Annotated in this window: 14 protein-coding genes, 1 tRNA gene and 1 rRNA gene; 4 read left to right on the forward strand and 12 right to left on the reverse strand. The window is 46.2% G+C overall.

The genetic code is table 11. From position 1 onward, the window contains the following. Positions 1-8 precede the first annotated feature (8 nt). From phnK to L1D37_RS03295, 10 genes are all read right to left on the reverse strand, one after another. Entirely contained in the window at positions 9-836 is an 828-nt protein-coding gene (gene phnK / locus L1D37_RS03250; protein WP_017629947.1) for a phosphonate C-P lyase system protein PhnK, read from the reverse strand. Next, on the reverse strand, positions 833-1813 hold the full coding sequence (locus tag L1D37_RS03255) for an alpha-D-ribose 1-methylphosphonate 5-phosphate C-P-lyase PhnJ (RefSeq protein WP_275665430.1): 981 nt from the start codon (positions 1811-1813) through the stop codon (positions 833-835). The genes phnK and L1D37_RS03255 overlap by 4 nt, the downstream gene beginning before the upstream one ends. Beyond that, positions 1810-2931 carry a carbon-phosphorus lyase complex subunit PhnI gene (locus L1D37_RS03260; RefSeq protein ID WP_239846883.1) on the reverse strand — a complete coding sequence of 374 codons (1122 nt, stop codon included), beginning with the start codon at positions 2929-2931 and terminating at the stop codon, positions 1810-1812. Before L1D37_RS03260 ends, L1D37_RS03255 begins: the two co-directional genes overlap by 4 nt. After that, positions 2916-3536 carry a phosphonate C-P lyase system protein PhnH gene (phnH, locus tag L1D37_RS03265; protein WP_239846858.1) on the reverse strand — a complete coding sequence of 207 codons (621 nt, stop codon included), beginning with the start codon at positions 3534-3536 and terminating at the stop codon, positions 2916-2918. Before phnH ends, L1D37_RS03260 begins: the two co-directional genes overlap by 16 nt. 110 nt (positions 3537-3646) lie before the next feature. Further along, positions 3647-4093: a phosphonate C-P lyase system protein PhnG gene (phnG, locus tag L1D37_RS03270; protein WP_239846859.1), complete on the reverse strand. Its 447-nt coding sequence runs from the start codon at positions 4091-4093 to the stop codon at positions 3647-3649. Further along, positions 4094-4789 (reverse strand): phosphonate metabolism transcriptional regulator PhnF, encoded by a 696-nt coding sequence (phnF, locus tag L1D37_RS03275; protein ID WP_239846860.1) that lies wholly within the window; start codon positions 4787-4789, stop codon positions 4094-4096. A gap of 68 nt (positions 4790-4857) precedes the next feature. After that, positions 4858-5637: a phosphonate ABC transporter, permease protein PhnE gene (phnE, locus tag L1D37_RS03280; RefSeq protein WP_345779417.1), complete on the reverse strand. Its 780-nt coding sequence runs from the start codon at positions 5635-5637 to the stop codon at positions 4858-4860. Between the two features lie 58 nt (positions 5638-5695). Beyond that, positions 5696-6691 (reverse strand): phosphonate ABC transporter substrate-binding protein, encoded by a 996-nt coding sequence (gene phnD / locus L1D37_RS03285; RefSeq protein ID WP_239846862.1) that lies wholly within the window; start codon positions 6689-6691, stop codon positions 5696-5698. A 17-nt stretch (positions 6692-6708) separates the two neighbouring features. Further along, positions 6709-7521: a phosphonate ABC transporter ATP-binding protein gene (phnC, locus tag L1D37_RS03290; protein WP_239846863.1), complete on the reverse strand. Its 813-nt coding sequence runs from the start codon at positions 7519-7521 to the stop codon at positions 6709-6711. Positions 7522-7890: 369 nt separating this feature from the next. Beyond that, positions 7891-9120 (reverse strand): MFS transporter, encoded by a 1230-nt coding sequence (locus L1D37_RS03295; protein ID WP_239846864.1) that lies wholly within the window; start codon positions 9118-9120, stop codon positions 7891-7893. 407 nt (positions 9121-9527) lie between these two features. On the opposite strand from L1D37_RS03295, the gene L1D37_RS03300 reads away from it, so the two are divergent. From L1D37_RS03300 to L1D37_RS03315, 4 genes are all read left to right on the forward strand, one after another. Continuing rightward, on the forward strand, positions 9528-10193 hold the full coding sequence (locus L1D37_RS03300; protein WP_176680040.1) for a PAS domain-containing protein: 666 nt from the start codon (positions 9528-9530) through the stop codon (positions 10191-10193). Between the two features lie 24 nt (positions 10194-10217). Next, positions 10218-10601 carry a RidA family protein gene (locus L1D37_RS03305; protein ID WP_017111552.1) on the forward strand — a complete coding sequence of 128 codons (384 nt, stop codon included), beginning with the start codon at positions 10218-10220 and terminating at the stop codon, positions 10599-10601. Between the two features lie 37 nt (positions 10602-10638). After that, a complete protein-coding gene (locus tag L1D37_RS03310; RefSeq protein WP_239846865.1) occupies positions 10639-12045 on the forward strand; it encodes a cation:dicarboxylase symporter family transporter in 1407 nt (468 codons plus the stop codon). Positions 12046-12121: 76 nt separating this feature from the next. Beyond that, complete coding sequence (locus L1D37_RS03315; RefSeq protein ID WP_239846866.1) at positions 12122-13444, forward strand: CoA-disulfide reductase; 1323 nt, start codon at positions 12122-12124, stop codon at positions 13442-13444. 191 nt (positions 13445-13635) lie between these two features. Here L1D37_RS03315 and L1D37_RS03320 read toward each other — a convergent pair. Next, a tRNA-Ser gene (locus tag L1D37_RS03320) sits at positions 13636-13726 on the reverse strand. A 69-nt stretch (positions 13727-13795) separates the two neighbouring features. Beyond that, positions 13796-13903, reverse strand: a 5S ribosomal RNA gene (gene rrf / locus L1D37_RS03325); the annotation flags it as partial.

Consider the following 13903-nt stretch of genomic DNA (forward strand, 5'->3'; position numbering starts at 1 on the left):
CATCGTCCTTAATTCTGCAATACAGAAGAAACCAGCAGTTGTGTGTATGGGTGTTGAGGATCATCAAGCACTTGATCAGTAAGGCCGCTTTCTACCACTTCACTACGGCGCATCACCATGAGTCGATGGGCAAGCAAACGGGCTACAGCAAGGTCATGTGTGACGATCACCACAGCTAATTCAAGCTCTGTAACTAAGCGGCGAAGAAGATCAAGCAACTTAGCTTGCACCGACACATCCAAACCGCCAGTCGGCTCATCCATGAAGATCAACTTCGGGTGAGTCACCAAATTGCGTGCGATCTGTAATCTTTGCTGCATACCACCAGAGAAGGTCGTCGGCATGTCGTCCATTCGATCCGTTGGGATCTCGACATCACCTAGCCATTTCGCTGACTTTTCACGAATTTCGCCATAGTTACGTTCACCCACTGCCATCAGGCGCTCACCAATATTGCCGCCCGCCGATACTCGGCCACGCAAGCCATCCATTGGATGTTGATGCACCACGCCCCACTCGGTACGAAGCAAGTGACGGCGCTGGCTTTCCGCCATTTGGTACAAATCTTCCAGTTGTGAGATTTGCTTATCCGCGTCACCACGTAAGTAGATAACTTCACCGCTGTCTGGTGTTTGGCGGCCAGAAAGTGACTTCAATAAGGTACTTTTGCCAGAGCCAGACTCCCCGACAATACCCAACACTTCACCGGGGTAGAGGTCGAACGATACATTCTGAAAGCCTTTGCCTGGCGCATACAACTTAGTTAGGTTAGAGACAGACAACAGAGGTTGCTCTGACTGATTCCATTCGTGTTTCATGTTCGTCACCGCATTCATGCGTTGATCTCCTCTTTGCGGGCTATCTCGTTATGAACGAACTGATTGCCATCAAGTTGTTGACTGCTTTCTTGTTGCTCACGGCAGTAATCCGTATCAGAGCAAACAAACATATGTGAGCCTTGGTCATCCATAACGACCTCATCAAGGAAGGTATCCGTAGAGCCACAAATCGCACACGGCTCGTCCCATTTCTGAACTTCAAACGGATGATCTTCGAAATCTAAACTCTGAACCTTGGTGTAAGGAGGAACGGCGTAGATGCGCTTTTCGCGACCCGCGCCAAACAGTTGTAGTGCGGTCATGTTGTCCATTTTTGGGTTGTCGAACTTAGGGATTGGCGATGGATCCATGATGTAACGATCATTGACTCGCACTGGGTAAGCGTAAGCCGTTGAGATATGGCCAAAACGTGCGATGTCTTCATACAATTTGACGTGCATGATTCCGTACTCTTGCAGTGCATGCATTTTGCGAGTTTCGGTTTCACGAGGCTCAATGAAACGCAGTGGCTCAGGGATTGGCACCTGATAGACCAAGATCTGATCTTCTTGAAGATCAACTTCTGGGATGCGATGTCGAGTCTGGATGATGCTCGCTTCCGTGGTTTTCTCAGTCGTATTTGCACTGGCGATGGATTTGAAGAACTCACGAATCGACACTGCATTGGTGGTGTCGTCTGCACCTTGGTCGATCACTTTTAGCGTATCTGGTTGACCGATAATTGCCGCGGTGATCTGTACACCACCGGTTCCCCACCCGTAAGGCATTGGCATTTCACGGCCACCAAACGGGACTTGGTAACCCGGAATAGACACCGCTTTAAGCAAGGCACGACGAATCATTCTTTTAGTTTGCTCGTCAAGGTAGCCATAGTTGTAACCTGTCGCACCTACTGGGCTATGAGATCCGGCCTCCTCAGAATTAAATACCGTTGAAGCGTTACATATCGGCGCGTTAAGTGTTGCTGTGTTCATGACTGACCTCCTTGTTCGTCATTACAGTGTTCGTAACTACCTGACTGAGCCACCAATTCATCGTGCTCTTTATGCATTTTTCTAAGCAGTTCCAGTTCAGCTTGGAAATCGACGTAGTGAGGAAGTTTTAGGTGGGACACAAAGCCAGCGGCTTCGACATTGTCTGAGTGAGAAAGCACGAACTCTTCATCTTGAGCTGGGCCATCGACGGGCTCATCGTATTCTGCGGCTTGCAAAGAACGATCAACCAAGGCCATCGACATTGCTTTACGCTCAGTCGCACCAAACGTTAAGCCGTAGCCGCGAGTCAGTTTGGCTTTCTGTTCTTTATTGCCAACAAAGCCGTTGATCATCTGACACTCGGTCAGCTCAATTTCACCAACGTCGATGCTAAAACCTAGCTCTTCAGGTTCAATCGATAACGTTGAGAAACCGGTACGAATCTCACCCGCGAATGGGTGGTTACGACCATAACCACGTTGGGTTGAGTAGCTCAGTGCTAGCAAAAATCCTTCATCGCCACGCACTAAATTTTGTAGACGGGCACTGCGGTCACATGGGTAGTTCACCGGATTCATGGTGATGTCTTCAGGAGCCTGTTGGTCATCTTCCTCCGTCAGCATCATGTCGAGGTTTTCAAGAATACCCAGTACCTGTGGGCAAGGTTCAGAGTCAGTAACATCTTGAGTTGTGATCTGCGGTGCTTCACCTTCAGCAAGCAAGCTGAAATCCAATAGGCGATGTGTGTAATCGTAAGTTGGACCTAAGATTTGACCGCCAGGTAGGTCTTTATAGGTTGCCGAAATACGACGCTCAATGCGCATTGAATTGGTATCAACGGGTTGCGCAGTGATCAGACGAGGTAACGTGGTACGGTAAGCACGCAACAGGAAGATCGCTTCAACTAAATCACCCGCCGCTTGTTTGATTGCCAATGCCGCGAGCTGTTTGTCGTAAATGCCACCTTCTGTCATCACTCGGTCGACCGAACCTGACAACTGCTCTTGAATCTGCTCTACGCTCAGCTCTGGAAGCTCAGGATTACCGCGACGCTTCTTGGCTTGCAGTTGGTGCGCCAGACTAATGGCCTTTTCTCCGCCCTTTACAGCAACGTACATGAAGTCGCCTCCACTTTGGTTGTACGTGGCAGACATAGCACTTGCTGGCCTGCTACAAAGATAAAGTCGACACCTAATGGGAACTTCACCAGTGACTGACGCTCTTTAAGGTAAGAAACAAAGCCCTCTGGTAATCCGTTGAATGAAACGACTTGTTCACTTTGAATTCCAGGACCACTTAGTGACAGCTCAGTACCCGAGGTAAAGTTATCCACTTCAATCACAACCGTTGTTGAGGTGTCTGGATACTCTTCGTTGCCAAGATTGAATGTCAGTTCAGACCAATCAATAGCCAGTAAATCTTGTGCTGATATCACCGCAAAACCGGCTTGTTGAGCCTGCCCGACAATCGGAGCACCAACGTGAAACTTGATGTTTTCAGTCACTGCGTGATCGGATTTTAATGTCTCAGATAGCCAAATTGGCGTCGCATTATCAGCCATTGAAAGCAGTGTTTGAGCGGCTGCACTCATCATTGAACCAAAGCCCTCACAACGGTTGAGTGTTACTACGGTGCCGGGTTCTGACATCGCCTTCAGCAGTAATCGAAAGCACTGCTGGCTGTCATGAACTGCATCTTGAAATGCAGGAGAAATCATACTCATTGAATTCGTTCTAACCTGTTTAATTCGTTAATCTTATTCTTGAATGACATGTGGTTATTTTGCTTATGGGCGAAACTGTTCTTCTTTACAAAAAAGCTTCCTCTTCGAACCTAGTCTTCTCCGCGAACCATCGTAAAAAAGTCCACCTTGCTTGAAGCCACTTCTTGGCGACGTTGACTGTCTCGTTCGTGCTTCACCGCAGCCAACGGCTCAATAAGTTGCGCGTTGATCACCTCGGCTTGTTGTCCGTTTTGCATCAAGGCATCAACAACAGCGGCCAGCTCTGCATGAGGCTTGCTTCGTCCCTGTAGGTAGCTGTAACCAAGCTCTCCACTTGTTAGCTTGATTACTGCGCGAGTAATCGTGACATCCCCCATATTGAACTGACGGCCTGTTGAGCCCATTCGTGCACGCACTTGTGCTAACCCAATCTCTGGCTGGCGAACCATGGCGTATTCTGCGTCTAGCCCTAATGCTTCCCAGCGCGTTTTCAATTCTGTGAACTGGCTCTGCGCGAGTACTGACATCCACTTTTGTCGCTCTTTCAAAGCTGTCATTTAGTGCTCCATTACTATTTCGGTTGCGTCGGCACGAGTATTGGAACTTGAGAATTCCGCTATTACTTGAGTGCCTTTAATTACGTTGGTGGTTTTAATTTTGAGTAGCGGTGTACTGGTGCTGATTTGCAATAAACGACACTCTTCATTGGTTGGGATTTTCGCGCCCACTCGAGTCTCTTTTCGCTCCAAATCAGTATCCAAACCACGCTGAATAAATTGGTGCAAAGAACCGTTGGTGAAGTTTTTGAGAATCGGCCACCACTCCAGATTCGGTAGGTAATGGTCGATGATGGTTCTCGGCGTATCTCCGGTTTTTCGCAGGGTACGGATATGAATAACCTTGCTGCCTTCCTCCACCTTCAAGTAGCCCGCAATCTTGGGGGATACATTGATAAGGCGAGACTGAAGCACCTCACATCTTGGCATCGCACCTTGCTCAATCAGGTTCTTGGTGAAATGGGCGCCCGAATGAAGTCGATACTCACTTGGCTGACGAATCACCATGTTGCCTTTGCCTTGGTGACGTTGAATCAAGCCCGTTGACACCAGTTCATCGACTGCGCGGCGAAGCGTGTGACGATTCACAGCAAAGCGCTCAGCCAATTTGGATTCAGGTGGTAAGTAGTCACCCGGTACAAAGCGGTCTTTCACTTCCTTTTCCAGCTCTGAGGCAATATCTAAGTAAACGGGCATAAGGGTTTCCTTTCCTAAAATTCAATCACTTATCTAGACAAGTTCTTTTAAATAGACATCTAAGATGCCTAGATAAACTTCTTACGGATGATTTGAGAAACGAAGTCGATAATGCTTACCGTCACGATAACAATCGCCATGATTGCGGCAGTTTGTTGCAACTGGAAACCTGAGATAGATTGCCAAAGCAATACACCGATACCGCCTGCGCCAACCATGCCTACAACCGTTGCCGAGCGAATATTTGACTCTAAGCGGTAAAGTGAATAAGAAATCCAAAGTGGCATCACTTGCGGGATAACGCCGTAAAGAATCACCTCTATTGGGTTTGCACCTGTCGCTTTCACCCCTTCCATTGGGCCGGGTTCTATCGCTTCGATGGCTTCTGCAAATAGCTTGGCAAGCACGCCTGTCGTGTGAATGAACAGCGCCATCACACCTGCAAACGGGCCCAACCCGACCACCACCACAAACAGCATCGCAAACACCATTTCGTTGATAGCGCGTAAGCAGTCCATCAAGCGACGAATTGGAAATGTCACCCAGCTCGGCATCAGGTTCTCTGCACTCAAAATACCGAATGGAATCGCTAACAAAATCGATAACACCGTTCCCCAAATACCCACTTGAATCGTCACCAGCATTTCGCTGAGGTACACATTGCTTTCACTGAAATCAGCGGGGAAGAAATCTTTGCCTAGCTGAACCATGTTCTCTGGGTGTTCGAAGAACATCATTGGCGCCATTTCTGCGCCTTGCCACGCCCAACTAAGGACCAGTAGCGCTATCACAGCAATCACGCCGTTTTTAATCGACAGCTTCGATGAAGGCTCGTAACTTTGAGTCATTGCAGTCATTGTTCTCTACTCTTTTGTTGCGCCGCCCATAGCGGCGCAAGGGAATGGGTTAGCCTTTCAGTGCATCAATTTCTGTTTGCAGCTGGTCGATTTCGGCTTGGTATTGCGCCATACGATCGGCTCTCACTTTCTCGCTTAGGTTGCTGTTGTTTTCAGCTTCAACTAGCTTCTTGAACGCTTCCATTTGACGAATAGGCAGTAGCTGGTTGTTATCGGTAGCAGCAAAGCCAGACCAAGCCAGTTGATTTAGGTTTTTAAGCTGCTCTGGCTGTTCACCGTAACTGACAAAGAAATCACGCGCCTTTTGTTTCAAACCTTCATCTAAGTCTTTGCGGTAGGTAATTACGTCTGATGGGATAAGCTCTGACTGCCAAACCACCTTCAGCTTGCTAAACAGCTCAGGGTTCTGATCTTCAATGCGAATAAGGCTCATGGTGTGATTAGTTGCGACATCGACTTGGTTATTCGCCACAGCCATCACGTTAGCACCATGGCTTGCGGTCACATTGCGGTGGAAGTCATTCGCGGAGATGCCATTGTTGGCAAATGCTTCGAAGTTCGGGACGAGAAAGCCCGAAGTAGAGTTAGGGTCGCCATTACCAAGCTTGAGTGTTTTGTGTTGCTCTAAAACATCTTCAAGTGTGTTGATATTGTCGTTTTCAGCATTAACAATCAGTAAGCTGTAATAACCCTGTAAACCATCCTCATCGATGTAACGAACAAAGGCTTCAGCATTTGCACGGTCAACCGCTTCCATCGCTGCCTTATTTCCATAGTAAGCAAAATCAACTTTGCCAAAACGCTGTGCCTGAATGATGCCCGCGTAATCAGGGGCAAAATAGGCGTTCACTGGCATACCTAACGCTTTACCTAGATCATCCAGAAGAGGCTCCCAGCGGCTACGCAAGTTTTGTTGTGCATCGGTCGCGATAATGCCGAAGTTGATCGAATCTTTAGCAACAGCATGACCTGCAGTGAGCGTGGTCATTAACACAGTCGCTAGTGTCACTGCCTTCTTAATTCCTGATTTCATTGAATGAAACATCTTAATTTCCCTGATATTTAAAAAGACGCAGCGAGCACGTCGTTAGATTGGATTTGTGGTGTGTTTGTCGATTTTTTCGAACGGTATAAGTCTTCAAGCTGAGGCTTGGTTAATTCCGCACTCTTCCCTTCGTAAAACACTTGGCCATCTTTAAGCGCGATGATGTTTTCGCAGTACTTAAGGGCGTGGTCGACTTGGTGAAGCGTGACGATGACAGGAATGCCTTCCTTCTCATTGATATCCGTAAGCAGCTCCATCACGATGCGCGCTGATTCAGGGTCAAGCGACGCGATAGGTTCATCGGCAAAAATGATTTTGGCTTTCTGCATCAGTGCGCGTGCGATAGCGACACGTTGCTGCTGGCCACCAGATAGATTGCCAACACGCTGACCTGCAAAATCTTCCATGCCAACTCGACGCAGTGCTTCAAGCGCTTCTTGCTGTTGCTCAACCGTAAAAATGCCTGTCAGAGTGCGCCACTTCGGAGTAGAGCTCAGTGCGCCAATCAGTACATTGGTCATCACGGATAAGCGGTTAACGAGATTGAATTGTTGAAAGATGTAACCCGCTTGCGAACGGATATTGCGGACATTGTTGTCTGCCTTACCATTCGCTTGTACCGTTTGACCAAGCACGTTGATTTGAGAGTCCGTGCTTTTGTCTCCGATGATTAAGCCGCTTAAATGGCGAAGCAGCGTAGATTTACCAGAACCCGATGGGCCAAGTAGCGCTGTCATCTTGCGACTAGTAATCGTCAAATTGATGCCATTCAGTGCCTTGTTCGAACCGAATGTTTTGTTGACCTTCTTAACTTCAATGATGTTATTCATCGTCAATGTCCCTGTTTGATTTAAGGCCACTTTGACGTCTGATTATTAAAGTTACGTGTCGGTTTATTTGCAGAAATGAAATATTCCAAAGAGTTAGCCAACTTGTCTAGACAAGCTTAACTCGCTGTTTTAAATGCCAAAAAGTGAAGAGAATAGAATGGGAATATCAACTTATATACAGACGTAATTCACAGTAATTTGACAATAAAAAGCTCAATTAAATTGGCAACGTCTTGCTGTTCTCTGAACAATAGATAAGCATCTCAAATAGTTGAGAAAGTCACATATAAAAAAAGCACCCCATGATGGAGTGCTCAAAGTGATTAAGTGTTTAATTTCAAAGCGATGTGAATACCGCCTCAGCACAATCTATGTCTGCGATAAACACGATTGAGTACGAGCTAGATGAAGCCTTGATACGGTGACTATCGAGACAAAACCAACAATAGCACTACCAAAGATACTCCACAGCACCCATTGATAACCGCCGATCTGCCAAATAACGGCGCCAAAGTAAGGTGACAAGGCAAACGCCAACAGATAAGGCACAGCCATGGCTCCTGCTAAAGAGCCGAAGTTAGCCTCTCCCATCACCTCACGAGTCGTTAGAGGCTTCACTATACTCATCACGCCATAGGCGGAACCCTGTAAGAGCACGAAACTAAACACCAGATACAGCATATTCTCAGACAGAATCAAACATAGGGTCGCACAACAGATACTCAGAAAGCACATAACGGTGATTCGTATGATCGACCAGTGTTTATCAACCAACAACCACATCACACGCCCAGCAACTTGCATAGGACCAATCAAAGAGATCACTAATATTGCTAAGTCATCTGGGACATTACGCTCATCCAACAATGGCAAGAGATGGTTTAACACCACACCATGATTAAGCGCGATCATAGAAAAGCCAAAAGCGAGTAACCAGAACATTGGATTAGACAGGTAAGAAGCCGAGTTCAAATAAGTAGTTGAAGAGCTTGATACTTTGGAAGGCAGTTTTGAGTCAACCTCGTTGTTAGAAGACACATGAAGCCGAGCAAGCGTTCGAGTATTGATGAACAGTAGCGGAGCGGCGGCGAACAAAACCACTCCTGCAAAAATCTGCAATGTCACCACTGGGCCGTAATGCTGAGCTAAATAGTGAACTGTTGGAAAGCTGATAGTACTCGCAAAGCCTGCCACTAAGGTGATCATAGTGATCGCGCGTTTGGCTTTGGTCCTCAAGCTTCGAATAAGAAAGGCAAAACAAGATTCATAAAGGCAACCCGCCATTGCAATTCCCATCAATCCCCAAAGAACATAAAACCAAACAAGTTGCTCTACCAAACTGACTAGAAACAGCAGCACGCCGCCAATCACTGCCGAAACAGTCATCATCAATGCACCATAACCTTTGTCAATTAGGCGCCCAGCAGGTAAAGCAGCAATGGCAGACACGCCCACCGCCAATGTCAGCCCCAACATGAACTCAGAACGACTCCAGTCATATACTTGCTCCCAATGCAGAAGCATCGCCGGAAAAACGTAATAGAGACAACACCAGAGCAATGTCTGGCCGAGGGCTAAAACCCAAACCGCTTTGTTCATAAATCCACACTTCTAGAAAATTCGAATAATTTAAATACAGTGATAGTAAGGGACCACCTTATATAGCCACCCTATCGTTTAAAAATGACAATCTTAAGACGTTAAGATGAAGAGTCGACGAAGTTCGTTTTCAACTGAATTTAGAATTTGTCCTAGATCATTAAAGTCTTCAAAAACGCAACCTTTGGTTTTAAATATGTAAACTTTGATGGAGTTTAAGAAATTAAACCATATCGAAGATGGTTTGGTGATCCTGTTCAAATTATGATCTTAATTTAAGTTAAATTTTCGTTATTTGTTGATGTTTTGAACGTCTTTTATGGTTTACAGAAGTTTACTGCATCTTGTTCAAATACCACCAAAGGAGTAGATTTCAGTCATTGAGTTCAAAAATGTAAACCGAAATCATGAATGTAAAACAAGTTCGATTCACCGATGAAGACAGAGAATGTTTAAGCAATTACTTCCGCTTAGCGGACACAATTGCTGACTTGATTGGCCCTTACTGCGAGGTGGTCATTCACTCCTTTGAAAGCTTAGAAAACTCTGTCGTGAAGATCGTTAATGGTCATCACACAGGTCGTGAAATCGGCTCGCCTATCACCGATTTAGGTTTACGTATGTGGAGCACATTCGAGAAAACTGGCGAAGTTTCTCCAAAGAGCTATTTCACCAACGCAGCAGACGGTTCCCTACTGAAATCGACCACCTGTGTACTGGCTGGTCCACAACAAAAGCCGATTGGCATGCTGTGTATCAACATGAACTTATCTTTTCCATTCCCAGAAATCGTCAAGACGCTGATGCCGCAGTGCAATGTGCCACAAACCATTGTCAGCGAGACCTTCAGTAACAATGCAAATGATGTGATTCAGCAAGCATTGAGTTCAGCCATTAAAGAAGTTGACCAAGACGAGACGATTTCTTCCAAAGGTCGCAATAAAGCCATCATCCGTTGCTTATTTGATAACGGAGTATTTGAGCTAAAAGAGACGACTACACAAGTATCAGAGCAACTTGGGATCAGCCGTCAGGCGGTTTACAAGTTTATCCGTGAATTTAAATCAGAATAAAACCAATAATTTAGGAGTTACATCGTGAAACAGATCATTGCCACTGAACAAGCACCTGCAGCTATCGGCCCTTACTCACAAGGTACGTCTTACGGCGACATGGTTTATACATCAGGCCAATTACCTCTCGTTCCAGAAACCATGCAGTTTGTTGAGGGCGGCATCAAAGAGCAGGCTCGTCAGTCTCTAGAAAACTTAAAAGCTGTATTAGAAGCGAGTAATGCGGGACTGGACACTGTGCTTAAGACAACCTGCTTCCTATCAGACATGGAGAACTTCGTAGCCTTTAACGAAGTGTACACAGAAGTGTTCGGTACAGAGAACGCACCTGCTCGTTCTTGTGTTGAAGCAGCAAGATTACCAAAAGACGCATTGGTTGAAGTTGAAGCCATCGCATACAAAAAATAACCGACTTAGTTATTAATGGGTATCATAGGAGATTCTCATGAGCGTTTCATTTATTGGATTAAGCATACTGTTCTTTGGGTTCTACGCACTGCTGTCGAACTTCAAAAAGCAAAAGAAAAGTTTTAACTTCCGCGTACTGAGTGCGCTTGCTGCTGGCTTACTGTTCGGTGGCTCTATTCAACTTGTTTTCGGTGTCGGTAACGTTGCGACATCTGGCTTCGCTGAACTGATTTCTGTGTTCGGTAAAGGCTACATCAAACTTCTACAAATGATCGTTATCCCGCTCGTATTCGTGGCGATGATCTCTTCGATCATGAACGTTGAAGGTGGCGGCGCGTTATCTCGTATCGCACCGAAAATCATCGGTATTCTACTTTTCACTTGTGCAATCTCAGCAGCCGTTGGTATCGCAAGTATTTACCTATTTGGTATCGATGCGAACGCTCTAGTAAGCACAATCGGCACAAACAGTGCAATTGAAGCTCGCGGTGATTCATTGGTAGCAACACAAGATGCAATGGCGAGCAGTGGCCTGTCTGGTATGGCTCTGTCTATCATTCCAACCAACATCTTCGACATGCTAACGGGCTCTCAACGTACTTCTACACTATCTACTGTACTGTTCGGTATGTTCCTTGGCTACTGTATCCTACAAGTGAAAAACCGTAAGCCTGAGAAAGTGCAAAACTTCGTTGATTTCATCAACTCTGCAAAAGAAGTGGTGCTTTCAATGGTTCGTGAAATTCTGAAGCTAACGCCTTACGGTGTATTCGCTCTGATGACCACGTTCATGATGACGAACGACCTGTTTGCACTGGCAGAAATGGGCCGCTTCCTTCTAGCAAGCTACGTAGCAATTGGCGTGATGTTTGGCATCCATTTCGTGATGGTGTCTATGTTCGGCCTGTCTCCTGCTAAGTTCATGAAGAAAATCTGGCCAGTATTGGTATTCGGCTTCGGTTCTCGCTCAAGCATGGCAGCTATTCCACTAAACGTTGAAACACAAACTCAACGCCTAGGTGTCGACGAAGAAACAGCAAACATGTCGGCGACGTTCGGTACCAGTATCGGTCAGAACGGTTGTGCGGGTATCTACCCAGCAATGCTAGCAATCATGGCAGCACAAGTAATGGGTATGCCAGTTGACCTAGGCTTCATCCTACAGTTGATTGCTGTTATCGCGATTGCTTCATTCGGTATCGCTGGTGTTGGTGGCGGTGCAACGTTCGCAGCAGTAGCAGTACTGACCATCATGGGCCTAGACATTACAGTAGTAGCGATTCTGGTGTCTATCGAAGCACTGATTGACATGGCTCGTACAGCGCTAAACATCTCAGGCTCTATGTTGTCTGGTGTTCTAACGGCTAAGAAAAACGGTTCGCTAAACACAGAACAATACGACGCTGACGTTACAGCGACAGTATCAAAAGAAGCAGCAGTATAGTTCTCAAACTTAATTAAGAGCACTCGACTTGAGTGCTCTTCTGTTTTCCTGAGTTCAGGTTATTTAGGTAGTAAATATGAAAGTTGTTGTTATAGGCGGTAGTGCCGCTGGTATGAGTTTCGCAGCAAAATACAAACGTAATCAGCCATCAGACGAAGTCATCGTTTTAGATAAGCGTAGTTACATCTCTTTTGGAGCCTGTGGCTTACCTTACTTTGCAGGTGGCATGTTTGATGACACCGAGCGAATGGTCTCTCGAACACCAGGTCAAGCCATTAAGTCAGGCTTAGATGTGCGTGTAGAAACAGAAATGGTGTCGTTCGACCGCACTGAAAAACAAATTACGGTACGTAACCAAAATAAAGAAAGCGTGATCGATTACGATATGTTGGTCATTGCAACAGGTGCGCGACCAATCGTTCCATCATTCGGTGAATTCAATCCAGAACACGTATACACACTAACAAGCATGGAAGACGGCTTGGCCGTTAAAGAGGCGCTAAAGGATAGTAACAAGCAGCGTGTGTGTGTTATTGGCGCAGGCTTTATCGGCTTGGAAGTATTCGACGCTGCACACGGCTTAGACAAACACGTGACGATCATCGAGCGTGAACAGCACATCATGAGCCGTCAGTTCAGCCCAGAGATCATTGAAGTCGTTGAAGGTGCGATTCGAGAATCCGGTGCTGACCTTAAAACAGGTTGTAGCGTGTCTGCAATTCGCGATGCGGAGCAAGGCGGTTACATCGTTGAAACTGATAACGGAAACTTAGAAGCCGATGTCGTGATCCTGTCACTCGGTTTCAAACCAAATACCGAAGCATTCGAACTGCCAAAAACCGCAAACGGCGCTTTACTGGTAAATGAATATGGTGCCACTGAGGATGCTTATATCCATGCTGTCGGCGACTGTGCTGTTGTCCATCATATGGCACTAGGCAAACCGGTTTATGTTCCTCTAGCAACCACAGCCAACAAGCAAGCGCGTATGATGGCGGACAAGCTAGCAGGTAAAGATACCTATATGTCAGGCTTCTTAGGTTCATCTTGTTTGAAAGTGCTCGACTACGAACTTGCCTGCACTGGCGTGAATGAACTACTGGCGAAAGAACACAACTTAGATGTGAAAGTATCAACGATTTCCGATAAGAACCAAACTGATTACTACCCTGGCCAAGAAGACATCAAGGTTAAACTGGTTTATCACCCAGAGACTAACGTTCTTCTAGGTGGAGAAGTCGTAGGTAAGAAAGGAGCAGTAGGCCGTATTAACGCACTAGCTGTTGCCATCACTGCAAAGATGACCACACAGCAACTTGGTTATATGGACTTCTGCTACGCGCCACCATTCTCCCGTACATGGGATGCACTGAACGTGGCAGGTAACGTCGCCAAATAGCCCTTGCTAATCGTAAAGACATGCAGCTAAAACATCAAAGCAGAGCCTAAACGCTCTGCTTTTTTAATACCTAAATTCTACATAACCTGAAGCAAAGTAAGATAAGGACGTATCTAATAGTATTTGAGCTTTCTTTTACCAAATTCAAGACGACAAAAAGCCCGCTGATTTCTCAGCGGGCTTTTTAATGGTGGTGGAGGGATAGGGATTTGAACCCTAGAACCGCTATTAACGGTTGCCGGTTTTCAAGACCGGTGCTTTCGACCACTCAGCCATCCCTCCAACAAATTGTCATCAACAAATTAGTACACTGCTGAGGTTGTTACTTGCTATGCAAATAACGAAATTAAAGCCTGGCGATGTCCTACTCTCACATGGGGAAGCCCCACACTACCATCGGCGCTATTGTGTTTCACTTCTGAGTTCGGCATGGAATCAGGTGGGTCCACAATGCTATGG

Source organism: Vibrio sp. Isolate33 (assembly GCF_022397895.1).
GTDB classification, from domain to species: domain Bacteria; phylum Pseudomonadota; class Gammaproteobacteria; order Enterobacterales; family Vibrionaceae; genus Vibrio; species Vibrio pomeroyi.